Here is a 26,313-nt window from a genome sequence, read left to right on the forward strand (position 1 = left end):
TCGCCGGCAAGCCAGCTCCTACAGGGTCTACGTCGATCGCAATTTTTGTGAACGACTCAAACCTTGTAGGAGCTGGCTTGCCGGCGATGGCGTCTTTGAGACCGACTAATCTCTCTGGGCTAGAAACTCCAGCAACACCTCGGTCACAAACCGCGGATTCTCCAGATTGGAGATATGCCCCGCCTCCGGCACCAGCACATACGGGCAACCGATCAACTCGGCCATTTCAATGGTTTCCGACGGTGGTCGCGGCTTGTCCTGATCACCACACATCACCAGCGTGGCCTCAGCCTCCAGCTCGCCCAGGCGCGGCAACACATCATCGCGCCCAAATGTGATCCGCCCCAGCGGCACGATACTTTCGCGCAGACGCTCTGGCGGTAGCGCAGCCAGTTTTGCGCGGAAATCCTGATACAGCGCCGAGTGCGGGTCGATGCCCGGACGGAAGAAAATCGGCACAACGATGTCGAGCAGTTGCGGTGCAATCACGCCGCTGTCTTCGATCTGTTTGAACAACGAAAAATAGTATTGGCGAGTGGGTTCAGGTTCGACGCCGACGTAAGTGTCCATCAGCACCAGGCCGTTGATACGCTGAGGAACCGACAGCGCCAGGCGCACGCCCCACATGCCACCGACGGAAAGACCGACCAGCGTGACACGGTCGATGTGCAGATGATCGAGCAAGGCCAGCGCCTGACGTGCAATGTCATCCAGCGATTGCGTGCCTTCGGGTAGTGGGCCTGATTCACCGTGGCCCCACAGGTCCAGGGCGATGACCCGGTAGTGCTGTGACAGGGCGGCGATCTGCGGCGCCCACATGGTTTGGTCCCAGAGGTAGCTGCCGGCGAGCAATACGGCAGGGCCGGTGCCTTGATCGATGTAGTGAAGGGGTTGTCCGTCAATCGTAACGAAGGGCATCAAACTGTCTCCTCTGCCAAAAAGGGAGCGGGCAGACTGAGCCGCCAGCGATCCAGAGTCAACTTTGTGGTGGCTGAAATGACGCCTTCGCGGGCAAGCCTCGCTCCTACAGGATTTGTGTCGATTGCAATTATTATGAACGACACAAATCCTGTAGGAGCGAGGCTTGCCCGCGAAGGGGCCATCCCAGACGCTAGAGAATTACAGGCCCTCCAACTCCGCCATCAAGTCATTCAACCGATCAACCTTGTCCTCGGTGATGTCACTCGCCGCCAACCCGTCGATGTATTCAGCCAATTCCTCCACCGTGCTGCACTCGAACATCGCCCGCAGCGGCACGTCCCGTTGCAGGGCTTTCTGCACCCGCGACGCAATCTGCGTCGCCAGCAGCGAATGCCCGCCCAACTCGAAGAAGTTGTCGCGCACACCGACCTTTTCGACCTTCAACACCTCGGCCCAGATACCCGCCAACGTCTGCTCCAGTTCATTGCGCGGCGCCTGATAATCCTCGCTCTGCAACTGGCCGATCTCCAGCGCCGGCAGTGCCTTGCGGTCCAGTTTGCCGTTGGCATTGAGCGGCATCCGTTCCAGCCACAACCAGTGCAGCGGCACCATGTATTCCGGCAGCTCGGCGCGCAGGCGCTGCTTGATGCGCTCCAGGCGCTCAGTCGGATTAAGTGAAGAATCAGTCGCGACCAAATAGCCGACCAGATGCTTGCCGTTCACGCCTTCCTGCACACCAACCGCCGCTTCGCGCACTTCCGGTTGCTCATGCAGACGCGCTTCGATTTCACCCAGCTCGATGCGGTAGCCGCGAATTTTCACCTGATGGTCGATGCGCCCAACGTACTCCAGCACGCCGTCACTGCGACGACGGGCAAGGTCGCCGGTGCGATACAAGCGATCACCCGGGGCGCCAAACGGGTTCGGCACAAACACCTGCGCGGTACGCAACGGATCGCTGACATAACCGCGCCCGACACCGGTGCCGGCCACGCACAGTTCGCCCACCGCACCCAACGGCACCAGGTCCAGCGCGCCATCGAGCAGGTACAAACGGTTGTTGTCGGTCGGCGTGCCAATCGGCAAGTAACTGCCGCGAGTCGACGCCATGTCGACACGGAAGAACGCCACGTCGTCCGAACATTCCGCCGGACCGTAAGCATTCACCAGCCCGATGTCCGGGTAGCGCAGCAACCATTGGTGCGCGAGTTCCGGCGGCATCGCTTCACCGGTCGGCAGCATCCAGCGCAGGCCGTCGAGGCTCATGCGTTCCTGGGCGAGCATGCCCTGAATCAGCGACGGCACGCTTTCCAGCACGGTGATGCCCTGGGCCGACACATGCGCCAGCAAGCCTTGCGGATCGTGGGCGATGGTGTTCGGCACGATGTCCACCCGTGCACCGAACAACGGTGCGGCAAGGAACTGCCAGACCGAAATGTCGAAGCTTTGCGAAGCGGTCTGCGCGATCACATCGGCAGCGCTGAGGTTCAGGTACGGCAGCTTGCTCAATTGGTTGTTGAGCATGCCGCGCTGTTCGACCATCACACCTTTGGGCAGGCCGGTCGAACCCGAGGTGTAGATCACGTAGGCAAGGTTGTCCGGGCCGCTGTAGATGCCCGGATTCGCCACCGACACTTCGCTCGCCTGCACCTCTTCCCACACCAGCAACCGTGGCCGACTGGCGCAACCGAATTCCTCCAGCAACGCCACCGCCTGTTCGCGACAGGCCTGGGTGCAGACCAGCAACGGCGTGCGGCTCAGGTCGATGATCCGGCTCAGGCGCTGACTTGGCAGCCCCGGATCCAGCGGCAGATAACCCGCGCCGGCCTTGAAGCTGCCGATGATCATTCCGAGCAGATCGAGGTTACGTTCGGCCAGCAACGCCACCGGCTGATCCAGCCCGACACCGGCCGCGATCAACGCATGGCCGAGACGGTTGCTGCGCTGGTTCAGTTCGGCATAGCTGTGTTGCTGATCGAGGCAACTGGCGGCGATCCGTTGCGGATGCTGCGCAACCTGCGCTTCAAACAACGCAACGTAGCTCTGCTCCAACGGGTAATCGTGTTCGCTCTGGTTGCAGCCGTGGATCAGGAAATCCTGTTCCTCGGCACCCAGCAATGGCAAGTCCGCCATGTCGCCATGGAAACCTTCGACCAGTGCCAGCAACAGGCGCTTGAATTCACCAAGCATGCGTTCAACGGTCGACTCATCGAAATAACGCTGGTCGTAAGACAGGTGCAAACCCAGGTCATCGCCCGGATAGCACACCGCCGTCAGCGGGAAGTTGGTGTGGGTGCGACCCGAATCCGAGGTCGCATTGAGGCTCTGCGCACGGTCCAGTACCGAAACTTCCACCGGCGCGTTTTCAAACACGAACAGGCTGTCGAACAGCGGTTGGCCCTTCGGCAATTCGCTGTTTTCCTGAATGCTCACCAGCGGCAGGTATTCGTACTCGCGCAGTTGCATGTTGCTGTCGAGCAAGCCGCTCAGCCACTGGCGAACGCTGCAACGCTGGTCGTCTTCCGGCATCTTCACCCGCAGCGCGATGCTGTTGATGAACAGCCCGACGGTGCGTTGCATCTCCGGCATTTCCACCGGACGCCCGGCCACCGTGACGCCGAACAGCACGTCGCGATCACCGCTCAAGCGCCGCAGCACCAGGGCCCACGCCGCTTGGGCGAAGGTGTTGATGGTCAGCTGATGGGCCTGCGCCAGTTCACGCAGTTGCGCGCCGTCGCGGGCATCGAGTCGGGTGTAGCGGTCGCCGACGATCATGCCGCCGCTGTCGCCGGCATGTTCACGCAGGAACGGCCGGTCGCTCGGGATCGGCGTGGTCCGTTCGAAGCCTTGCAGGTTGGTTTTCCACCACTGCCGCGCCTCGGCCAGGCTCTGGCGTTGCAGCCAGCCGATGTAGTCGCGGTAGCGCGGCGGCACAGCCAGTTGGGCTTCGCGACCTTCACCCAACGCGGTGTAGATCTCAAAGAAATCGTTCATCAGCAACGAGCGGCACCAGGCATCGATGAGGATGTGGTGGTTGCTCATCATGAACCAGTAGCGCGCTTCGCCAACCTTGATCAAACGCAGGTGGAACGGTGCCTGATTCAGCAGATCGAACCCGGCTTCACGCTCGCTTTTCAGCAACGCCTGCAACTTGGGCTCTTGCTCCGCCTCGGCGATTGCCGTCCAGTCGAGGGACTCGATCGGCGTGCTGCCCGGCTTGTGGATAACCTGCAGCATGTCTTCGCCAACGTTCCAGCAGAACGATGCACGCAAGGCTTCGTGACGGGCGATCACCGCTTGCCAGGCCTCGGCAAAACGTTGCGGATCGAGCGCGCTGTTGATGCGGTAGCGGTCCTGCATGTAGTAGAGGCCGGTGCCCGGTTCGAGCAAGGTGTGCAGCAGCATGCCTTCCTGCATCGGGGTCAGCGGGTAGACGTCTTCGATGGCGGCGGCCGGAATCGGCAGTGCATCGAGTTGCGGCTGGGTCAGCTTCGCCAACGGGAAGTCCGACGGCGTCAGGCCGCCCGCCTCGTCACGCAGGCAATGCACGATCAGGCTCTGCAATTCGCCGAGGTAGGCGTCCGCCAGTTCACTGATGGTTTGCGGATCGTGGCGCTCGGCGCTGAAGGTCCAGCGCAGCACCAATTCGCCGCCGTAGACCTGACTGTCAATGCTCAGCTCGTTGGGCAGCGGCGCTTTCGGATCGTGGGCGGCACCGGCCGGTTCATCCAGTGGACGGAACAACGCGTCCGCACCAAAGCTCTGGTCGAACTGGCCGAGGTAGTTGAAGGTGATCGGCGCCACCGGCAACGCGGCCATGGCTTCGCGGCACAGGTCGTCGGCGAGGTAACGCAACACGCCATAGCCCAGACCCTTGTGCGGCACGCCGCGCAGTTGTTCCTTGATCGCCTTGATCGAGGCGCCCTGGCCGGCGGCTTCTTCGATGTTCTGCGGGGTCAGGCGCAGCGGGTAGGCGCTGGTGAACCAGCCGACGGTGCGGGTCAGGTCGATCTCGTCGAACAGCGCCTCGCGACCGTGGCCTTCAAGTTGGATCAGCGCTGATTCATTACCGCTCCAGCGGCACAGCACGCGGGCCAATGCCGTCAGCAACAGGTCGTTGACCTGGGTGCGATAGGCGCTCGGTGCCTGTTGCAGCAACTGGCGAGTGAACTCGCTGTCGAGGCGTACGCTGACGGTTTGCGCATGACGATTCTGCCGGCCGCCCTCAGGGCGATCACACGGCAATTCGACGCTCGGCCCGGCCAGCTGCGACTGCCACCAGCTCAGTTCTTCACGCAGGGATTCGCTGCCGGCATACGCCTGCAAACGGGCCGCCCAATCCTTGAAGGCGCTGGTTTTCGCCGGCAGTTTCACCGACTGCCCAGCCGCCAGTTGGCGATACACCGTTTGCAGATCGTCCAGCAATACACGCCAGGAAACGCCGTCCACCACCAAGTGATGGATCGCGAAGAACAGCCGTTGCTGGCCCTCGGGACCATCGACCAGCAGCACCCGCATCAACGGCCCCTGTTCGAGGTCGAGGCTGCGCTGGGCATCGGCAAACAATGCCGCGCATTTATCCATCGCCGGCACATGCACTTGCCACAACACGGGGGCGCCTCCCACCTTCTGGTGCGCCGCCGTCCATGCGCCGCCGGCCTCGGTGAAGCGCAGGCGCAAGGCGTCGTGCTGCTCGATCACCGCCAGCAGCGCTTGCTCCAGGCGATGAGGTTCCAGCGCAACGGTCGGTTCCAGCAACAACGCCTGGTTCCAGTGCTGACGCTCGGGCATGTCGGTGTCGAAGAACCAGTGCTGGATCGGGGTCAGACGCGATTCGCCGGTGAGCAAACCCTGCTCGGCCGTAACCTGCTCGGTGCGGCTGGCCACGGCGGCGAGTGTTTGAACTGTCTGGTGCTGGAACAGGTCACGCGGGCTGAAGTGAATGCCCTGCTGACGCGCGCGGCTGACCACCTGGATCGACAGGATCGAGTCGCCACCCAGTTCGAAGAAGTTGTCGTTGAGGCCGACCTGCGCGACGTTCAGCACTTCGCACCAGATCTGCGCCAACGTCAGCTCCAGTTCGTTGCTTGGCGCCACATAGTCCTGACGATTCAGCTCGGGGTCCGGTGCCGGCAGTGCGCGACGGTCGAGTTTGCCGTTGGCAGTCAGCGGCATGCTCGCCAGCAGGATCAGATGCGTCGGCACCATGTATTCCGGCAGTTGCGATTTCAGGTGAGCCTTGAGGGCTTCACGCAATTGGGCTTGTTGGGTTTCGTCCTGATCCGCGACCTCAGTCACCAGATAGCCGACCAGTTGTTTGCCGCTCGGGGCGTCCAGCGCCAGCACCACCGCTTCACGGATCGAATCATGGTCCAGCAGGCGGATTTCGATCTCGCCCAGTTCGATGCGGAAACCGCGAATTTTCACTTGATGGTCGATGCGGCCGAGGTATTCCACCAGACCGTCGACGCGCTGCCGCACCAGGTCGCCGGTGCGATAAATCCGCCCGCCATTGGCCACGAACGGGTTGGCCACGAAGCGTTCCGCCGTGATGCCCGGACGGTCGTGATAACCCTGCGCCAGACCGGCACCGCCGACGTACAACTCACCGGTTGCGCCTTGCGGCACCAGTGCCAGATCGGCATCGAGAATGTAGGCCACGCGAGCACCGATCACGCTGCCGATCGGCACACTGCCCAACCCTTCTTCAAGCTGCTGCGGTGCAAGACTGGCCAACGGCATGACCACCGTTTCCGTCGGGCCGTAGGCGTTGAAGAACAGGCTCGGTTTGAACGCTGCGCGAATGCGCTGCAAGTGCTCGCCGGTCAGGGCTTCGCCGCCAGTGATGCACATACGCACCGGCAAGGTTTCACCCTGAGTCGCCAGCCACTGCGCCAATTGGCTGCCATAGCTTGGGGTGAAGCCGAGGATGTTGATGTGGTGGCGACGGATCAATCCGCAGATTTCTTCTGCGTCCCACTGCCCTTGAGCACGCAAGACCACTTGCGCACCGCTCAACAACGGCACCAGCAGACGCTCGGTCGCGGCGTCGAAGTTGATCGAATAGAAGTGCAGTTCGCAGTCGTCCGCACGCATGCCGAAACGCTCGATCACCGCTTGGCAGTGCATGGCGATTTCACCGTGGGACACCACCACGCCTTTCGGCTTGCCGGTGGAGCCGGAGGTGTAAATCAGGTACGCCTGATGCTGCGGCAGGCTGATGAACGGCAGCTCGGTGGCCGGGTAGTTGGCCAATTCGGCAGCGTCATCTTCGAGGCACCAGCGACTGACGGTTGTCGGCAGATCACCCAGGGCGTTGAACATCGCCGCATCGCTGAGCAGCAAACCGATGCCGCTGTCTTCGATCATGTAATGCAGGCGATCGAGCGGGTATTCCGGATCGAGCGGCACGTAGGCGCCACCCGCCTTGAGGATCGCCAGCAGGCCGATGACCATTTCCAGCGACCGCTCAAGTGCCAGGCCGACGCGAACCTGCGGCCCTACACCCCGTTCGCGCAGCATCCAGGCCAGGCGATTGGCGCGGCTGTCGAGCTCGGCGTAGCTCAGGGTTTGCCCGGCGAACGTCAGCGCCGGCGCATCCTTGCGCACCAGCGCCTGTTCGCTGAACAGGTGATGAATGCACTGATCCAGTCGATGTTCACCCGGTTCGATGCCCAGGCTGTCGAGCAGCTTTTGCTGTTCCGTGGCTTCGAGCAACGGCAGTTCACTGAGGCGCTGTTGCGGATCGGCCAGCAACGCTTCCAGCAGATTGCGCCAGTGCCCGGCCATGCGCGCAATGCGCGGTTCATCGAACAGGTCGGTGCTGTAAGTCAGGCAGCAACCCAACCGATGATCGAGGTCGGTCACTTCCAGGTTGAGGTCGAATTTGGTCGCTCGCGCATCGTTCGCCAGGTACTCGACCGTCATGCCGGCCAGCGTGCGGCTCTGCTGGAATTCCCAGCGCTGCACGTTGCACATCACCTGGAACAGCGGGTTGTACGCAGCGCTGCGCGGTGGCTGCAACGCTTCAACCAAATGATCGAACGGCAGGTCCTGATGGGACTGGCCTTCGATCACGGTGTGGCGCACCTGCTCGAACAATTCGCCAACGGACATCTGCCCGTCGAGCTGGCAACGCAGCACTTGGGTGTTGAGGAACGCACCGATCAGCCCTTCGCTTTCCGGGCGAATGCGGTTGGCCACCGGCGCGCCGATGCGCAGGTCGGTCTGGCCGCTGTAGCGGTAAAGCAGCACGGCCAGCGCGGCGGTCATGGTCATGAACAGGGTCAGGCCGTTTTGCGCATTGAAGGCGCGGACCCATGCCGCGAGATCATCGCTCAGGTCGAAACGGAACAGCTCGCCCTGATGGCTTTGCACCGCAGGACGCGGACGGTCGGCGGGCAATTCCAGCAGTGGATGTTCGCGCCCCAGTTGCGCGGTCCAGTAGTCGAGCTGGCGCTGACGCTCGCCGGATTCCAGCCATTGACGCTGCCAGACGCTGTAATCGAGGTATTGCACCGGCAGCGGCGCCAGTGGCGATTCGCGGTCATCGACGAACGCTTCGTAAAGCGCACTGAGTTCCCGGGCGAAAATGTCCATCGCCCAGCCTTCGGTGACGATGTGGTGCAGGGTCAGCACCAGGTAATGTTCATGCTCGGCGGTCTTGACCAGGCAGGCGCGCAGCAGCGGCCCGGTTTCCAGATCGAAGGGTTGATGCGCTTCGCTGTCGGCCAGTGCCTGCACCCGCTGTTCGCGCAAATCGGCGTCCAGCGCGGAAAAATCCTTCCAGTCCATGCGCATCCCGGTTTCCGGGTGCACGCGCTGTTGCGCCACGCCGTCGATGCTCGGGAACGTGGTGCGCAAGGTTTCGTGACGCATGATCAGCGCTTGCAACGCCGTCTCGAAGCGCCCGATGTCCAGCACCCCGCGCAACCGCGCCATGCCGCCGACGTTGTAGGCCGGGCTGTCCGGCTCCATCTGCCAGAGGAACCACATGCGCTGCTGGGAATAGGACAGCGGCACCGGTTGGCTGCGGTCGACCTTTTCAATCGGCGGTTGTTTGTTGGTGTTGCCGCTGGCCTGAATCCGTTGCACCTGCTCGGCGAACACGCCCAGTTCACTGTTTTCGAACAACGCGCGCAGCGGCAATTCGACGTCGCAGGCCTGACGGGTGCGGGAGATGATTTGCGTGGCCAGCAGCGAATGGCCGCCGAGGGCGAAGAAGTCGTCGCGCAGACCGATCTGCTTCAAGCCCAGCACTTCGCGCCAGATCGCGGCGATCTGCTGTTCAAGTTCAGTGACCGGCTCGACGTGTTCGCGCACCTGCCATTGCGGTTCCGGCAAGGCACGGCGGTCGAGTTTGCCGCTTGGGCTGAGGGGCATTTCTTCAAGGAGCATCAGCTGCGCCGGGACCATGTACTCCGGCAGCTCGGCCGCCAGCGCGGCTTTCAGGCGAGCGGTTTGAGTGTCTTCGGATTCACTGGTTTCGCTGGCCGTGTAGTAACCGATCAACTGCCCGCCAGCAGCGGTTTCGCGCACCAGCACCACGGCTTGCGCAACACCGTCTTGCGCCAGCAGACGCGCTTCGATTTCTTCCGGTTCGACGCGAAAGCCCCGCAGTTTGACCTGCTGATCGAGACGGCCGAGGTATTCGATCACGCCATCGGCCGTCCAGCGTGCACGGTCGCCGGTGCGATACAGACGTGCGCCCTGCTCGCCCAACGGGTCGACGACAAAACGTTCAGCCGTCAGAGCCGGACGCCCCAGATACCCCCGGGCCAGACCGATGCCGCTGATGCACAACTCACCAGGCACACCGGCCGGCACCGGGTTGAGCTCGCTGTCGAGCACGCGGCAGATAACGTTGCCCAGCGGACGGCCAATCGGCGAGCGCTCGCCATCGGCCGTGCTGCAATGCCAATGAGTGACGTTGATCGCGGTTTCAGTCGGGCCATAACGGTTGTGCAGTTGCACGGCCGGCAGTTGCTCCAGCACGCGGTTTCGCAGTTCCGCTGGCAAGGCTTCGCCGCCCGAGAACACGCGACGCAGGCTGGTGCATTCGGCGGTGAGCGGCTCGTCGATAAACAACGAGAGCAGCGGCGGCACAAAGTGCAGCGTGGTCACCCCGTATTGCTGAACCAGTTGGGCAATGCGGTGCGGATCGCGGTGTTCGCCGGGCGCGGCAATCAGCAAACGCGCCCCGGTGATCAGCGGCCAGAAGCATTCCCACACCGACACGTCAAAACTGATCGGCGCCTTTTGCATCAGCACGTCGGTGTCGTTCAAGCGATAGGTGTTCTGCATCCATTGCAGGCGTTCGGCGAGCGCCGCGTGGGTGTTGCCGACGCCCTTCGGCTGGCCGGTGGAGCCGGAGGTGTAAATCACGTAAGCGAGGTTGTCGCCGTGCAGATGCAGGCCCGGCGCCTGGCTCGGCCAGTTCTCCAGGTGCAGTGCATCCATGGCAATCACGCTGACGCCATCGGTGGCCGGCAGCCGGTCGAGCAATTCGGTTTGGGTCAGCAGCAATTCGACGCCGCTGTCGCCGAGCATGTACGCCAGGCGTTCGGCCGGGTAATCCGGGTCCAGCGGCACGTAGGCACCACCGGCCTTGATGATCGCCAACAAGCCGATCAACAGTTGCGGCGAACGCTCGGCGGCGATGGCCACGCAAACGTCCGGGCCGACGCCTTTGTCGCGCAGGTAATGCGCGAGGCGGTTGGCCTGGGCGTGCAGTTCGGCGAAGTCCAGGTTGCCGCCGTCCCATAGCAGCGCGGTGCGCTCCGGGGTCAGGCGTGCCTGTTCGTTCAGCAGTTCCGGCAGCCATTGGCTGGCCGGTGTGCACGGTGCGACGCTCCAAGAGGCTTGCTGATCGTGCTCGCTCGCGGTCAACAGTTGCAGGTCGCCGACGGTGGTGACAGGCTGCTCGCAAATGGCCCGCAGCAGGTTGCAGAAATGCTCGGCCAGACGCTCGATGGTGGTGGCGTCAAACAGCTCGCTGGCATAGTCGAACGACAGGCTCAGGCGACCGTTACGGTCTTCCTCGCTGTGCAATTGCAAATCGAACTTGGCTTCGCGGCTGTGCCACGGCAGTTCTTCGGCGAGCAGCCCGGGCAAGCGACGCAGTGCGCTCAGGTCCCGTTGTTGATGGTTGAACATGACCTGGAACAAGCCTTGTTCGCGGGCCTGCGGGAACGCTTCCAGCAGTTGTTCGAACGGCAGGTCCTGATGCGCCTGGGCGCCCAAGGCTGTCTGGCGGGTTTGCGCCAACAGCTCAACAAATGGCAACCGCGGATCCACCTCGGCGCGCAGCACCTGGGTGTTGATGAAGAAGCCGATCAGGCCCTGGGTTTCCAGGCGCGGACGGTTGGCGTTTGGTACACCGATGCGAATGTCGGCTTGGCCGCTGTAACGATGCAACAGGCTCTGGAACGCCGCGAGCAACAGCATGAAGGACGTGGCGTCGTGGGCCTGGGCAGTCTGGCGAATCGCCTCGCTGAGGGGCGCAGCCAAACGCACGGTGTGGCGCGCGGCGCTGTGACGGTGTTGCGCCGAACGCGGGTGATCGGTGGCCAGGTTCAGGGTCGGATGCTCATCGCCCAACTGCGTTTTCCAGTAGGCCAGTTGCCGCTCGCCCTCACCTTGCGCCAGCCATTGACGCTGCCAGCTGCCGTAGTCGGCGTACTGGGTCGGCAATGGCGCGAGCGTTGCCGTTTGCCCTTGGGACGCAGCGGCATACAGGCGCGAGAACTCGTCGATCAGCACGTTCAGCGACCAACCATCGGCAATGATGTGGTGCAACGTCACCAGCAACTGGTGATCCTCGTCATCGAGGCGCACCAGCGTCACCCACAGCAGCGGCCCCTTTTCCAGGTCGAACTGGGTGTGCGCTTCGTCCTCGCGGATTTGTTGCGCGCGAGCTTCACGCTCGGCGACGGGCAAATCGCTGATGTCGATCCGTTGCAGGTTGAATTCGCCAGCGGCAATGACCTGTTGCAGCGCCACGCCGTCACGCTCGAAGAAGCGCGTGCGCAGGGATTCGTGGCGTTCGATCAGGTGCTGGAAGCTGGCGCGCAGGGCGTCTTCATCCAGCTCGCCACGCAAACGCAAGGCGCCGGGAATGTTGTAGGCGCTGCTTTGCGGGTCGAGCTGCCAGGTAATCCACAAACGGTTTTGCGCAAGGGATTGCGGCATCGCTTCGCTGCGCGAGAGTGTGCTGATCGCGCCTTGGGCCAGGCCGCCGTCCTGTTGTTGCTGTGCGACCACGGCGGTAAATGCACCAAGGGTCGGCGCTTCGAACAGCAGGCGCAGGTTCAGCTCCAGACCCAACTCTTCACGCAGGCGCGCAACCACTTGAGTGGCGGCGATGGAGTTGCCGCCGAGCAGGAAGAAGTGGTCATCGGCACCGATCTGTTTCACCTGCAATTGCTCGGCCCAGATCTGGCCGATCAGGCTTTGCAGCTCGGAACCCGACTCGGTTTTGGTCTGGTTTTCAGGGGCCGCCGATGGGAACAGTGCGTAGCTGTCGAGGCTGCCATCCACCAGCCGATTGCGGCACGCCGAACGTTGCAGCTTGCCGCTGGACGTCTTGGGCAACGCGCCCGGATTGAGCAACACCACCACGCTCGGTGCTTCCTGATACGCCTCGGCCACCGCCTGGCGGATGGCTTTGATCAGTGCCTCGGGCGGCAGGATTTTCTGCACGCTGCGGCTGATTTCCGCGGCGATGCCGATGCCTTCCTGACCGTCGATGTTCACGGCGAACGCGGCGACGCGACCTTTGCGCACCACTTCCACTTCACGTTCGATGGTCTGCTCGATGTCCTGCGGGTACAGGTTGTGACCGCGAACGATCAGCATGTCTTTCAGGCGACCGGTGATGAACAGCTCGCCGTTGCGTATGAAACCCAGGTCGCCGGTGCGCAGCCAGGTTTTGCCGGCGTGTTGAACGAAGGTCTTGGCGCTGGCCTCGGGGTTGCGCCAGTAGCCATGGGCGATGCTCGGCCCGGTGGCCCAGACTTCGCCGACCGCGTTGTCGGCCAGTTCGGTCAGCGCCAATGGATCGATAATCAGCACCGCGTGATCCGGCTGGCTGATGCCGCAACTCATGATCGCGCTGCCTTCACCCGCTTCGGCACGGTTTTGCGCCAACGCCTGATCATCCACGCGCAGGTTGCCGATGCCTTGGCCACGGGGTGTGCCGGCGACGAACAACGTGGCCTCGGCCAAGCCGTAAGACGCCATGAAACTGTCCGGGGTGAAACCGCAAGTCGCGAACTTCTCGGCGAAACGGTCGAGGGTGTCGAGGCGAATCGGTTCGGAACCGGAATACGCCACGCGCCAGCCGCTGAGGTCGAGGCGTTCCAGCGCCGACTCGCTGACACGCTCGCTGCACAGACGGTAGGCAAAATCCGGCCCACCGCTGATGGTGCCGCCGTACTCGCTGATCACTTCGAGCCAGCGCAGCGGCCGACCGAGGAAGTACGCCGGCGACATCAACACGCATGGCACGCCGCTGAAAATCGGCTGCAACAGACCGCCGATCAAACCCATGTCGTGGTACAGCGGCAGCCAGCTGACGATCACGTCGTCAGGGTTCAGGTCGATGCCGAAACCGTGACGAATCAGCAACTCATTGGCGACGAGGTTGCCATGGCTGACTTGCACGCCTTTTGGCAGCGCGGTGGAGCCCGAGGTGTATTGCAGGAAGGCAATGTGGTCGCCTTCGAGATTCGGCTCGACCCACTTTGCGGCCAGTGCACCGTCGAGGGTGTCGACGCACAGCAGCGGCGGCGCGCCTTCGATTTGCAGCAACGCATCGCGCAGGCCGGCGCTGGTCAACAGCAGGCGCGGTTCGGCGTCGCTGATGATCGACAACAGGCGCTCCTGATGATGACGCTTGGCCGACTCCGGCGGATAAGCCGGCACCGCGATCACGCCCGCATAAAGGCAACCAAAAAACGCCGCGACGTAATCCGGACCGCTGGGAAACAGCAGCACCGCGCGATCACCAAAATCAGTTTCGGCCTGCAACGCGCCGGCAATGGTGCGCGCCCGCTGATCCAGTTCGCGATAACTGAGCACCACCGTCTGATCCGGGGTTTCGGCGAGAAAACGCAAGGCCACCCGATCCGGCGTCAGGGCCGCGCGGCGCTGAAGGGCTTGGACCAGTGTGCCAGGTATTTTGAACGCGTCGGTCATGAGGTTTCCTGCCTGAATTCGGCTTGCAATTGGAATCGGTTTTCTGCTTTCACGCCCCATCAGGGGCATGCAGGACGCGGTCTTCGCCGACCGCGCGAGGCATTGGGAATGCTGTTTTGGCCGGGGCTTGCGCCCGGAGCCATTCACCAATGAGAACGGATGACGTCTTGAAATAATTAGTCGGCAGGCTTGATCGCCAACGGGGGCTGGGTGCGGCAGCGTGTCGCAGTTCTCACTGCTCACTTAAGAGGAGGATTAGTTCTCTTTCTCAATTGACAATCATTATCATTCAGAATAATTTGTCGCTCGATGTGTAGGACGGCTCCGATATACCCGTCGTCCCACGACCCCATTTGCAGCAAGGTGATTTCCATGACGGAACAAGTATCCACAAGCAGGTGCGATTCACCGCTACTTCAGGCATTCGTGGACAATCGACTGATTCTGGTCAAGATTGCCGCCCGTATTACCGGCTGCCGATCCCGTGCCGAAGATGTGGTTCAGGATGCGTTCTTCCGCCTGCAATCGGCGCCGCAGATCACCTCCTCGATCAAGGCTCAGCTCAGTTACCTGTTCCAGATCGTGCGTAACCTGGCGATCGACCACTACCGCAAACAGGCGCTGGAGCAGAAGTATTCGGGGCCTGAAGAAGAAGGGCTGAACGTGGTGATTCAAGGCGCTTCGCCGGAAACCTCGCACATCAATTTTTCGACCCTGGAAAACATCGCCGACGCGCTGACGGAGCTGCCGAGCCGCACCCGCTACGCCTTTGAGATGTACCGCCTGCACGGCGTGCCGCAAAAGGACATCGCCAAGGAACTGGGTGTTTCGCCAACCCTGGTGAACTTCATGATTCGCGATGCGCTGGTGCATTGCCGCAAGGTGTCGGGCAGTCGGGCGGATACCTTCTCCCGCCGTTAACAGCTTCGCGGGCAAGCCTCGCTCCTACAGGTGAGTGTCGTTTTGGCGAGCGACACGGACCTGTAGGAGCGAGGCTTGCCCGCGAAGACGGACTCAAGACCGATCGAATCTTGAGCCCTACCCATCACGCCAACACACACCGCTCAAAAAACCGCTCCCGCCCCAACACCATCAACGCCGCGCGCTTGTGCGGGAAGTCGAACTCTTTCTCGCAATGAAAGCGCTGCCCCTGCATGTACCCGATCATCTTCGCGTTGTCGGCTCGCGGCTCTGCAACCACCCGCTGGGTACGCGGATCATCGAGAAACAGGTAATGCGTCAACGCCGATAACCAGCTCGCCACCTTGTGCGGACCGCGATGGTTTTCTTCGCCGACCAACATGTGAATGCCACGGTCGTAATCATCGACATCGTAGAACGGTGCAATGCGGTCTTCCTTGGCCCAGTAGGCTTCGAAATAAGCAAATGGCTGATCATCGAAACAGCCGATCAACGTCACGGTGTGGGGATCGGCGTCGAGTTTGCTCAGGTATTCGCGATGCTGTTCAAGGCTGCCCTCCTCCTGCCAGAAACTCGCCACCCGCGCACTGTTCTGCCAGCGATTGAACCGCGCCAGGTCCAGATCGATGTCCAGCGTACGCAGGGAAATCCACGCACCCAGCCGCGCATCGAAACGTCGATAGACTTCACCGCGCGGTTTCACCGGGCGTAATGGATGACGCTTGCCAGCGCTGATCACCATTTTCTGCGGGTAGCCGCTGGTCAGCGATGTCCCCAGCCAAGGCTGCGGCAACTGCCAGAACAGCGTGCGCTCGCAGCGATACTGGCCGGCGAGTTCGGTCGACACCAGCAAACCGCTGAGCAAGGCTTCGGCGGGAGCTTCATCGAGGTGCCAGGTCAGGCGCTGGCAAGCCGGGTCACGGGCAAACAACCAATAACCGGCGGCCCACACGGCCTGAGTGTCGACGCGTGCCTCGGCATGCACGTGCAACTCGGGCTCACGCGTCAGCCGCAAGGTAATCAGCGGTTGCGCGTCCAGGCTCAGGCTCAGGCGGTTTTCGGTTTCATCCGCGACAAGGCGGTTGCCTGTCGGCAAAGCCAGGGCAGTCAGGTCATTCAGATTGGGCATGGGGCGGGCTCACGATAATCGTCGACAGTTCAACGAAGTGACGTGAGCCAGTGGGGGAAATTTAAGGAAGGTCGGCAAAAACACCGCCCGGCGACGCGATCTCAGCTGCCGGGAACTGGCACGATGGCGATCTTGTACGGATCGAAAATCCTCAGCATCTGGCCGTTGTCCCGCAATCCTTGCAGCAACTTGCCGAATGCCTCACCGCTTATGGGCGCCGTGGGACGGAGGATGGCGTAGTGGTGATAGACCTGATCAATGCGCTGAGACACCAGCAACTGATCGCCGACCTTCTCGTTGCGCAGCAGGTAATCGCTCAAGTAAGAGCGTGTCACCAGGGCGATGTCGGCGCGCCCGCGCAGCACCATCAGCAGGTTGCTGTCATGGGAATAGGTCAGCGTGGCGTTGTAGTTTTGCGCGAGGACTTTGGGGTCGGCATTGAAGTTGGCGAACTCGTAGTGATAGCCGCTGAACAGCGCCAGACGCTTGCCGGCAAGATCGGCGAAATAGTTCTGCTGACGATTGGGAATCCGCTGCGCGACAAAAATCTCGGCATCTTCCAGGCCCATGTCGACGCTGACGTGGGGAATGTCCTTCCAGCCCCAGTTCGGGTTCTCGAAAATAGCCATGTCCACCCGGCTCTGCTTGAAGTCACCGAAGCGTCGCGGAATGGATGTCGGCACAAGCACAAACTGGTAGTCGGTTTGCAAGGCATTGAGCGCCTCGACCAATTGCGGCAGCAGGCCGGTGTCGGCACCGGATTCAGGGCGTACGGTGTAGGGCGGAAAATGCGCGGCACCGACCCGCACCAGTTGCGCCGCCGGAGACGGCAACACCCAAAGCGCTGCAAGCGCCGCCAGAAAAAGCCGCGAGGCCGTCCGAATTGGCGAAGACATCAAAACAACCCACTCCCCAAAAAAGTACGCATCAATTCATTCAAGCTAGGCGGTTTCGGCCACTTAGCCAGTTTCCTGCGGCTACGGGCAACACTATTGTTTTTCTTCGAGCACCAGAATCAACGCCTCATCGGCCAATTGATCGAGGTTCACGCTGCCATCCGGGCGATACCAGGTCGTGGTCCAGGACAGCGCACCGGTCAGAAAACGCCGGGTGATAAACACGTCCCCGCGAATGAATCCCGCGTCCTTGGCCTCCCCCAGCACCTGCAGCCAGAGGTCTTCATAGATGTCGCGCAGCGCCAACACCTTCGCTTGCCCGTCTTCGGACAGTGAACGCCATTCGTACACCAACACCGCCATGGCCTCGCCGCTGCCGCCCATGATCGACTGCAACTCACAGCGAATCAGCGCCAGTACCCGTTCGCGCACGTTTTCGGCTTCGGCGATCGCCGCACGCATCAACGCGGTGTTGTAGCGAATGGTTTCCTCCATCACAGCCCGCAGGATCTCGTCCTTGCTTTTGAAGTGATGAAAAATGCTGCCCGACTGAATGCCCACCGCGCCGGCCAGATCACGCACCGTGGTGCGCTCATAGCCTTTGTTGCGAAACAGGTGAGCCGCCACTTGCAGCAATTTGCCACGGGCGCTGTCCGGGTCGGTCAACTGGCCGTTGTCGACCAATTCGCGCATTACCCTCAGGGCTTTTTGCTCGTCCACCCGTTCTCTCCTACAGTCGTACTCACCGCTAAAACAGCGGGGTTGCGCGGGCAATTTAAGCTGACGAAGGCAACCAAGCAAGCGCTCGGGCAGAAGATATTTAAGTCGTTTACAAACCAAGCGCTTGCTTGGTAGTCTCGATACACGTCTGAGGGAGGTGGCTATGGAAAGGGCTGTGCCTGAAACTGTTCGCATCGGTTGCGCCAGCGCCTTCTGGGGCGACACCTCGACCGCCGCCGCGCAACTGGTGGAAGGCGGACGCCTGGATTACCTGGTGTTCGATTATCTGGCCGAGATCACGATGTCGATCATGGCCGGTGCGCGGATGAAAGATCCCCAGGCCGGCTACGCCAGCGACTTCATCGAAGTGCTTAGCCCGCTGCTCACGCAGCTCGCCGCACAGAACATCCGCGTCATCAGCAACGCCGGCGGCGTCAACCCGCAGGCCTGCGCCGCTGCCCTGCAAGCGGCCTGCGACAAGGCCGGCGTGGCGCTGAAAATCGCCGTGTTGCTGGGTGATGACCTGCAACCGCAGTTCAAACACCTGAGCACCCGCGGCCTTCGCGAAATGTTCAGCGGCGCGCCCTTGCCGCCGATGTGCGTCTCCACCAACGCCTACCTCGGTGCGCCCGGCATCGTCGAAGCCTTGCGCCTGGGCGCGGACATCGTCATTACCGGGCGCGTGGTCGACAGCGCCGTGGTCAGCGCTGCACTGGTGCATGAATTCGGCTGGTCCTGGCACGACTACGACAAACTCGCGCAAGCCGCACTCGCCGGTCACATCATCGAATGCGGCGCCCAGTGCACCGGCGGCAACTTCACCGATTGGCGTGACGTGCCCGACTACGAACACATCGGTTTCCCCATCGTCGAAGTCAGCGCCGACAGCCAGTTCATCGTCAGCAAACCCGAAGGCTCAGGCGGCCTGGTCACGCCACTCACGGTCGGTGAGCAGATGCTCTATGAAATCGGCGACCCGCAGGCCTATCTGCTGCCCGATGTGATCTGCGATTTCACCCAGGTCAAACTTCAGCAACAAGGCAAGAACGCAGTTCAGGTACACGGCGCCAAAGGCTTGCCGCCCACCGATCAGTACAAGGTCAGCGCGACGTATCCGGACGGTTTCCGCTGCACTGCCAGCTGCCTGATCGCCGGGATCGATGCGGTGGACAAGGCGCGGCGCGTCAGTGAAGCGATCATCCGCAAGACCTCGGAAATCTTCAGCCTGCGCGGTTGGGCGCCCTACAGCGAAGTCAATATTGAACTGCTCGGCAGCGAGGCCACGTACGGTCCCCATGGCCAGCGTCAGGACAGCCGCGAAGTGGTGATCAAGCTCGCCGTGCGCCATCCGGACAAACAGGCGCTGATCGTGTTCTCCCGGGAAATCGCCCAGGCCGCCACCGGCATGGCGCCGGGGTTGACCGGCATCGTCGGCGGACGGCCGACGGTGTATCCGCTGATCCGGCTGTTCTCGTTCCTCATCGACAAATCCGCCTGCACGCTGGACATTGATCTCAATGGTCAACGTCATCCGTGCGCCCTGCCCGCCCTCGACGCGCTCACCACCGCGGACCTGCCGGTGCCGTACGACCCACCGAAACCCAGCGGTCGCGCCGATGCCAGCGTGGCGCTGATCAAGCTCGCGGTCGCACGCTCGGGTGACAAGGGCAATCACAGCAACATCGGCGTCATGGCACGCGAGCCGGAGTACCTGCCGTGGATCGCCGAAGCCCTGACCCCGGAAGTGATGGTCGACTGGATGAGTCATGTGCTCGACCCGGTTCACGGGCGCGTCGAGCGCTGGTACCTGCCCGCGACCCACAGCCTGAATTTCTTGCTGGAAAACGCCCTTGGCGGTGGTGGCGTGGCCAGTCTGCGGATCGATCCGCAAGGCAAAGCCTTCGCCCAACAACTACTGGACATCCAGATTCCGGTGCCGCAGCGCATCGCCGACCAGGTCAACTAGAGGACTGCCGCCGTGGCCTACGATTCGATTTTCAAAGCTGATCTGTTTGCCGGCCAAAACATCATCGTCACCGGTGGCGGCAGCGGCATCGGTCGCTGCACCGCCCATGAACTGGCGGCCCTCGGCGCCCATGTGCTGTTGATCGGGCGCAATGCCGACAAATTGAAATCCGTGGTTGCCGAGATTACCGAGGATGGCGGCAAGGCCGATTGGCAGACCTGCGATATTCGCGACGAAGAAGCGGTCAAACATCTGGTCAGCGAACTGATCCGCAAGCACGGTCCGATCCACGGACTGGTCAACAATGCCGGCGGCCAATTCCCCTCACCACTGGCCTCGATCAACCAGAAGGGTTTCGAAACCGTGATGCGCACCAACCTGGTGGGCGGTTTCCTGATGGCGCGCGAAGTCTTCAACCAGTCCATGAGCCAACACGGCGGCGCCATCGTCAACATGCTCGCCGACATGTGGAACGGCATGCCCGGCATGGGCCACTCGGGCGCGGCGCGCTCGGGCATGGACAACCTGACCAAGACCGCTGCGTTCGAATGGGGTTACGCCGGGGTGCGGGTCAATGCAGTGGCACCGGGCTGGATCGCCTCCAGCGGCATGGACACTTACGAAGGTGCGTTCAAAGCGGTGATTCCGACCTTGCGCGAGCACGTGCCGCTGAAACGCATCGGCACCGAATCGGAAGTCAGCGCCGCGATCGTATTCCTGCTCAGTCCGGCCGCAGCGTTTGTCAGTGGCAGCACCTTGCGTATCGACGGTGCCGCCAGCCTTGGCGGTCGGGCGTGGCCGATCCACAAGGCCAAGATCAGTGAGTCGTACAACGGTTTCCACCGCGCGTACTTGCCGGACGTGCTCAAGGACAAGGAATAAGTCATGCCGGTGATTCAGTCGCAAGTCGACCCGTTCAGCGAACAGTTTGCCCAGAACCGTGCAGCGATGCTGGCCGGGATCGAGCAAGTCCGTCAGCTCGAACAGAACCTGCTGAACAAAGCGGCCGAAGCCAAACCCAGGTTCGACAAGCGCGGGCAATTGCTGCCCCGCGAACGCCTCAACCTTCTGCTCGACCCCGGTGCGCCGTTCCTCGAACTGGCGAGCCTGGCCGGCTACAAATTGCATGACGACAAGGACGGCAGTTCGGCCGGCGGCGGTTTGATCGCCGGCATCGGTTACGTGTCCGGCGTGCGGGTTCTGGTCGTGGCGAACAACAGCGCAATCAAGGGCGGGACGATTTCCCCCAGCGGTTTGAAAAAGTCCCTGCGCCTGCAACAGATCGCCATGGAGAACAAACTGCCGGTGATCACCCTCGCCGAAAGCGGTGGCGCCAACCTCAATTACGCAGCGGAGATTTTCGTCGAAGGCGCGCGCAGTTTTGCCAATCAGGCGCGGATGTCGGCCATGGGGTTGCCGCAGATCACCGTGGTCCACGGCTCGGCCACGGCGGGCGGCGCTTATCAGCCAGGGCTCTCGGATTACACGGTAGTGGTGCGTGGCAAAGCCAAACTGTTTCTCGCCGGCCCACCGTTACTGAAAGCCGCGACCGGAGAAGTGGCGACCGACGAAGAACTGGGCGGTGCCGAGATGCACGCGCAAACCGCCGGCACCGCTGAATACCTGGCCGAGAACGATGCCGATGGCGTGCGCCTGGTGCGCGAGATTGTCAGCCTGTTGTCATGGAACGAGCAGCTGCAATGGTTGCCCGAACGGCAGTGGAAAGAACCCCTCTACCCTATCGACGAGCTGCTGGGACTGATCCCGGACGATCCGAAAAAGCCCTACGACGTGCGCGAAATCATTGCGCGGATTGCCGACGGCTCGAACTTCCTTGAGTTCAAGGGTGAATTCGATCAGCAAACCATTTGCGGCCATTTGCACATTCAGGGGCGCGCCTGCGGATTCATTGGCAACAACGGCCCCATCACCCCCAAAGGGGCGAGTAAAGCCGCGCAATTCATCCAGCTCTGCGATCAGAGCCAGACGCCGCTACTGTTCTTTCACAACACCACCGGGTTCATGGTCGGCACCGAATCGGAACAGCAAGGCGTGATCAAGCACGGCGCGAAGATGATTCAGGCGGTGGCCAACGCCCGCGTACCGAAACTGACCATCGTCGTCGGTGGTTCCTATGGCGCCGGCAACTACGCCATGTGCGGTCGCGGCCTCGACCCGCGCTTCATCTTCGCCTGGCCCAACAGCCGCACAGCGGTAATGGGCGGCGCGCAGGCCGGCAAGGTGCTACGCATCGTCACCGAAGCCAAACAACTCAAGGACGGCCTGGTGCCCGACCCGAAAATGCTCGACATGCTGGAGCAGGTCACTGCACAGAAACTCGACAGCCAGTCCACCGCGCTTTATGGCAGCGCCAGTCTGTGGGACGACGGGCTCATCGATCCGCGGGACACCCGGACCCTGCTCGGTTACTTGCTGGACATCTGTCATGAGGCCGATGTGCGGCCGCTGCAAACCAACAGTTTTGGCGTAGCCCGGTTCTGAACCGGCCAGAGGAGAACAATAAAAATGATCTTCACCCAGGAACACGAAGCACTGCGCCGCACCGTTCGTCAATTCGTCGAAAACGAAATCAACCCGCACGTCGATGCATGGGAAAAGGCCGGGCGCTTTCCCATCCACGAAATCTTCCGCAAGGCCGGTGACCTGGGCCTGCTGGGAATTTCCAAACCGGAGAAATTCGGCGGCATGGGGCTCGACTACAGCTATTCGATTGTCGCCGCCGAGGAGTTCGGCACCATTCATTGCGGCGGCATTCCGATGTCCATCGGCGTGCAGACCGACATGTGCACTCCAGCGCTGGCGCGCTTCGGTTCCGATGAACTGCGTGAAGAGTTTCTGCGCCCTGCCATTACCGGCGAACAGGTCGGTTGCATCGGCGTTTCCGAAGTCGGCGCCGGTTCCGACGTGGCCGGGTTGAAAACCACCGCCCGCAAGGACGGCGACGACTACGTGATCAACGGCAGCAAGATGTGGATCACCAACTCGCCAAGCGCCGATTTCATTTGTCTGCTGGCCAACACCTCGGACGACAAACCGCACATCAACAAGTCGCTGATCATGGTGCCGATGAACACGCCGGGGATCAGCCTCAGTTCGCACCTGGACAAGCTCGGCATGCGCAGCTCGGAAACCGCCCAGGTGTTTTTCGACAACGTGCGCGTGCCGCAACGCAACCGCATCGGTCATGAAGGCGCGGGCTTCATGATGCAAATGCTGCAGTTTCAGGAAGAACGCCTGTTCGGCGCGGCGAACATGATCAAGGGCCTGGAATACTGCATCGACAGCACCATCGAGTATTGCAAGGAACGTAAAACCTTCGGCAATGCGCTGATCGACAATCAGGTCATCCACTTTCGCCTCGCCGAATTGCAAACCGAAATCGAATGCCTGCGGGCGCTGGTCTATCAGGCCACCGAGCAGTACATCAAAGGTCAGGACGTCACGCGTCTGGCATCGATGGCCAAACTCAAGGCCGGGCGACTGGGCCGCGAAGTCAGCGACAGTTGCCTGCAATATTGGGGCGGCATGGGCTTCATGTGGGACAACCCCGTGGCCCGCGCTTACCGCGATGTGCGGCTGGTGTCGATTGGCGGCGGCGCCGACGAAATCATGCTGGGGATCATCTGCAAACTCATGGGCATCCTGCCGGGGAAAAAGAAATGAGCACCCTGCCGGATTGCCAGACGCTATTGCTCGAACCGCATAACGGCGTGCTGCACATCACCCTCAACCGCCCGGAAAGCCGCAACGCCATGAGCCTGCTGATGGTCGCCGAACTGCGTGCGGTGCTGTTGGCCGTGCGCGATGACCGTGCGATTCGGGCCTTGGTGATCGGCGGTGCCGGTGGGCATTTCTGTGCCGGTGGCGACATCAAGGACATGGCCAACGCCCGTGCTCAAGGCGCGAACGCCTACCGTGATCTGAACCGTGCGTTCGGCGCGCTGCTGCAAGAGGTGCAACACGCGCCGCAAGTGGTGATCACCGTGTTGCAAGGCGCAGTGCTTGGCGGTGGTTTGGGCCTGGCCTGCGTCAGCGATGTCGCCCTGGCGGATCATCAGGCGCAATTCGGGCTGCCGGAAACCAGCCTCGGCGTGCTGCCCGCGCAGATCGCGCCGTTTGTGGTCCAGCGCATCGGCTTGACTCAGGCCCGGCGCCTGGCGCTGACGGCGGCGCGGTTCGATGGCAACCAGGCGCGGCGCATGGGGCTGGTGCATTTTGTCGAGCATGACGCGCAAGCCTTGGCCGAGCGTCTCGGTGAAATTCTGGCCCACGTACTGTGCTGCGCGCCGGGGGCCAATGCGACGACCAAAAAACTGTTGCTGGCGAGTGCCGGGCAACCGTCGGATGCGTTGCTGGATGAAGCGGCCGAGTGGTTTAGCGAAGCGGTGATCGGAGCTGAAGGAGTCGAGGGCACGATGGCCTTCGTGCAAAAACGTAAACCGGGATGGGCGCCATAAAAGCATCGCCAGCAAGCTGGCTCCTACACGGTCTAGTGAACGACACAAATCCCTGTAGGAGCCGGCTTGCCGGCGATGAGGCCATCACTTTCACCGCAAAAACCAAGGGAATAAGCCATGCCCGCCCTGAAAAAAATCCTGATCGCCAACCGCGGTGAAATCGCCTGCCGCATCCAGCGCACGGCCCAATCCTTGGGCTACCGCACCGTCGCCGTGTTCAGCGACGCAGATGCGGATGCCTTGCACGTACAAATCGCCGACGAAGCCGTCAACATCGGCCCGGCCCCGGTCCAGCAGTCGTACCTGAACATCCCGGCCATCCTCGACGCCGCCCGCCGCACCGGTGCCGATTCGATCCACCCCGGCTACGGCTTCCTCTCGGAAAATGCCGAATTCGCCCGCGCCTGCCAGCACGCCGGCCTCACTTTCATCGGCCCCAGCCCCGAAGCCATCGAACTGATGGGCAGCAAACGCCTGTCGAAACTCGCCATGCTCGACGCCGGTGTGCCCTGCATCAAAGGCTATCAAGGCACCGGGCAGGACGACGCGACCCTGAGCCTCGAAGCCGAACGCATCGGCTTTCCGTTGATGATCAAGGCCAGTGCCGGCGGTGGCGGGCGCGGCATGCGCCTGGTGCACGATGCAGGGGATTTGCTCGCACAGATTCGCACCGCGCGCTCCGAGGCATTGAACGGGTTTGGCAGCGACGAACTGATCCTCGAACAAGCGCTGATCGATCCGCGTCACGTTGAAGTTCAGCTGTTCGGCGACCAACACGGCAACCTGATCTACCTCGGCGAACGCGACTGTTCGATCCAGCGCCGCCATCAGAAAGTCATCGAAGAAGCACCCTGCCCGGTCATGACCGCCGAACTGCGCCAGGCCATGGGGGAAGCGGCGCTCAAGGCCGGTCGTGCAGTGAATTATGTGGGCGCTGGCACTGTGGAGTTTCTGCTGGACGCGCACGGGCAGTTCTACTTTCTGGAAATGAACACGCGGTTGCAGGTGGAACACCCGGTGACTGAATTGATCACCGGCCTCGATCTGGTGGCCTGGCAGTTGCACATCGCCGAAGGGCTGCCGCTGCCATTGCGCCAGGAACAGGTGCAACTCAACGGCCACGCCATGGAAGTGCGGCTGTATGCCGAAGACCCGACCCAAGGATTCCTCCCGCAGACCGGGCGCATCACCACCTGGGAACCGGCCTTGCAGAGTGGAGCGCGGATCGACCATGGGCTGATCGAAGGTCAACACGTCAGCCCGTTCTATGACCCGATGCTGGGCAAGATCATCGCCCACGGCGCTACCCGTGAAGAATCCCGGCGCAAGTTGCTGCGCGCGGTGCAAGACAGTGTGCTGATGGGCTTGCCGAGCAATCAGCGCTTGCTCGCCAGCCTGCTGGAACATCCACGCTTCATCAGTGGCGAGTTCAGCACCGGGTTCATCCCGACGCATTTCGCCGACCATCCTTGTTTGCATCCGCATAACCCGAGCGCTGAAGAACTGGCGATTGCGGCGGCGCTGTTTTATCAGGCTTCGGCGCAGGTTCATCCCGCCGCGCTGGCCGGCTGGCGCAACAACGCCAGTGTGCCGCTGCACTATCGCATCGGCCTGGAGGATCGGGACTGGCCGGTGCAATTGAACGCGGTACCAGGCGAACCGTACCGGATTGAAGTCGCCGCCCAGGCCTTCGAACTGAACGTCATCCAGTGCGACGGACGCTGGGCCACCCTGGACATCAACGGCATCCGCCAGCGTCATGCCTATCGTCTGGAGGCCGGACAGCTCTGGCTGTTCACCCGCCCCGGCAGCCTGTGCCTGGAGGATCGCACGCAAGCGCTGGTCAGCGGCCAGGCCAGCGTCAGCTCCGGCACGCTCAAGGCGCCGATGGACGGCGCGATCGTCGACGTGCTGGTCGCACAAGGCAGCCTGGTCAGTAAAGGCCAACTGCTGGTGGTGCTGGAAGCAATGAAAATGGAGCATCCGCTCAAGTCCGGTATCGACGGCGTGCTCAAACGCTTGCAGGTCAAGGTCGGCGATCAGGTAAAAAATCGTCAGATTTTGTTGGAGGTCGAATAAGCCGCT

12 protein-coding genes are annotated in these 26,313 nt (G+C 62.1%); 7 read left to right on the plus strand and 5 right to left on the minus strand.

Annotated elements, in window-relative coordinates:
* Nucleotides 1-105: 105 nt before the first annotated feature.
* Nucleotides 106-918 carry an alpha/beta fold hydrolase gene (locus PMI32_RS12740; protein ID WP_008030276.1) on the minus strand — a complete coding sequence of 271 codons (813 nt, stop codon included), beginning with the start codon at nucleotides 916-918 and terminating at the stop codon, nucleotides 106-108.
* Between the two features lie 201 nt (nucleotides 919-1,119).
* The gene (locus PMI32_RS12735; RefSeq protein ID WP_008030277.1) at nucleotides 1,120-14,118 is read right to left on the minus strand and encodes a non-ribosomal peptide synthetase; all 12,999 of its coding nucleotides are present in this window, start codon (nucleotides 14,116-14,118) and stop codon (nucleotides 1,120-1,122) included.
* Nucleotides 14,119-14,490: 372 nt separating this feature from the next.
* Here PMI32_RS12735 and PMI32_RS12730 point away from each other — a divergent pair, with 372 nt between their 5' ends.
* Nucleotides 14,491-15,039, plus strand: coding sequence for an RNA polymerase factor sigma-70 (locus PMI32_RS12730; RefSeq protein WP_008030278.1), 549 nt, complete (start codon nucleotides 14,491-14,493; stop codon nucleotides 15,037-15,039).
* A 124-nt stretch (nucleotides 15,040-15,163) separates the two neighbouring features.
* On the opposite strand, the gene PMI32_RS12725 is transcribed toward PMI32_RS12730, so the two are convergent.
* From PMI32_RS12725 to PMI32_RS12715, 3 genes are all read right to left on the minus strand, one after another.
* Nucleotides 15,164-16,168, minus strand: a complete 1,005-nt coding sequence (locus tag PMI32_RS12725) for a GNAT family N-acetyltransferase (RefSeq protein ID WP_008030279.1) — start codon at nucleotides 16,166-16,168, stop codon at nucleotides 15,164-15,166.
* A 101-nt stretch (nucleotides 16,169-16,269) separates the two neighbouring features.
* On the minus strand, nucleotides 16,270-17,064 hold the full coding sequence (locus tag PMI32_RS12720; RefSeq protein WP_008030280.1) for a substrate-binding periplasmic protein: 795 nt from the start codon (nucleotides 17,062-17,064) through the stop codon (nucleotides 16,270-16,272).
* Nucleotides 17,065-17,157: 93 nt separating this feature from the next.
* Complete coding sequence (locus PMI32_RS12715; protein WP_008030281.1) at nucleotides 17,158-17,784, minus strand: TetR/AcrR family transcriptional regulator; 627 nt, start codon at nucleotides 17,782-17,784, stop codon at nucleotides 17,158-17,160.
* Nucleotides 17,785-17,959: 175 nt separating this feature from the next.
* Between PMI32_RS12715 and PMI32_RS12710 the strand changes: the two genes are divergently transcribed.
* The 6 genes from PMI32_RS12710 (at nucleotide 17,960) to PMI32_RS12685 (ending at nucleotide 26,307) form a co-directional block, all read left to right on the plus strand.
* Complete coding sequence (locus PMI32_RS12710; RefSeq protein ID WP_162130731.1) at nucleotides 17,960-19,750, plus strand: acyclic terpene utilization AtuA family protein; 1,791 nt, start codon at nucleotides 17,960-17,962, stop codon at nucleotides 19,748-19,750.
* Nucleotides 19,751-19,762: 12 nt separating this feature from the next.
* The gene (locus tag PMI32_RS12705) at nucleotides 19,763-20,632 is read left to right on the plus strand and encodes an SDR family oxidoreductase (protein ID WP_008030284.1); all 870 of its coding nucleotides are present in this window, start codon (nucleotides 19,763-19,765) and stop codon (nucleotides 20,630-20,632) included.
* A gap of 3 nt (nucleotides 20,633-20,635) precedes the next feature.
* Complete coding sequence (gene atuC, locus PMI32_RS12700; RefSeq protein WP_008030286.1) at nucleotides 20,636-22,252, plus strand: geranyl-CoA carboxylase subunit beta; 1,617 nt, start codon at nucleotides 20,636-20,638, stop codon at nucleotides 22,250-22,252.
* Nucleotides 22,253-22,276: 24 nt separating this feature from the next.
* Nucleotides 22,277-23,434: a citronellyl-CoA dehydrogenase gene (gene atuD / locus PMI32_RS12695; RefSeq protein ID WP_008030288.1), complete on the plus strand. Its 1,158-nt coding sequence runs from the start codon at nucleotides 22,277-22,279 to the stop codon at nucleotides 23,432-23,434.
* Nucleotides 23,431-24,228 carry an enoyl-CoA hydratase/isomerase family protein gene (locus PMI32_RS12690; RefSeq protein WP_008030289.1) on the plus strand — a complete coding sequence of 266 codons (798 nt, stop codon included), beginning with the start codon at nucleotides 23,431-23,433 and terminating at the stop codon, nucleotides 24,226-24,228. The genes atuD and PMI32_RS12690 overlap by 4 nt, the downstream gene beginning before the upstream one ends.
* Nucleotides 24,229-24,345: 117 nt before the next feature.
* The gene (locus PMI32_RS12685) at nucleotides 24,346-26,307 is read left to right on the plus strand and encodes an acetyl-CoA carboxylase biotin carboxylase subunit (RefSeq protein WP_008030290.1); all 1,962 of its coding nucleotides are present in this window, start codon (nucleotides 24,346-24,348) and stop codon (nucleotides 26,305-26,307) included.
* Nucleotides 26,308-26,313 lie beyond the last annotated feature (6 nt).

This window comes from Pseudomonas sp. GM60 (assembly GCF_000282415.1).
Taxonomy (GTDB): Bacteria; Pseudomonadota; Gammaproteobacteria; order Pseudomonadales; family Pseudomonadaceae; genus Aquipseudomonas; species Aquipseudomonas migulae.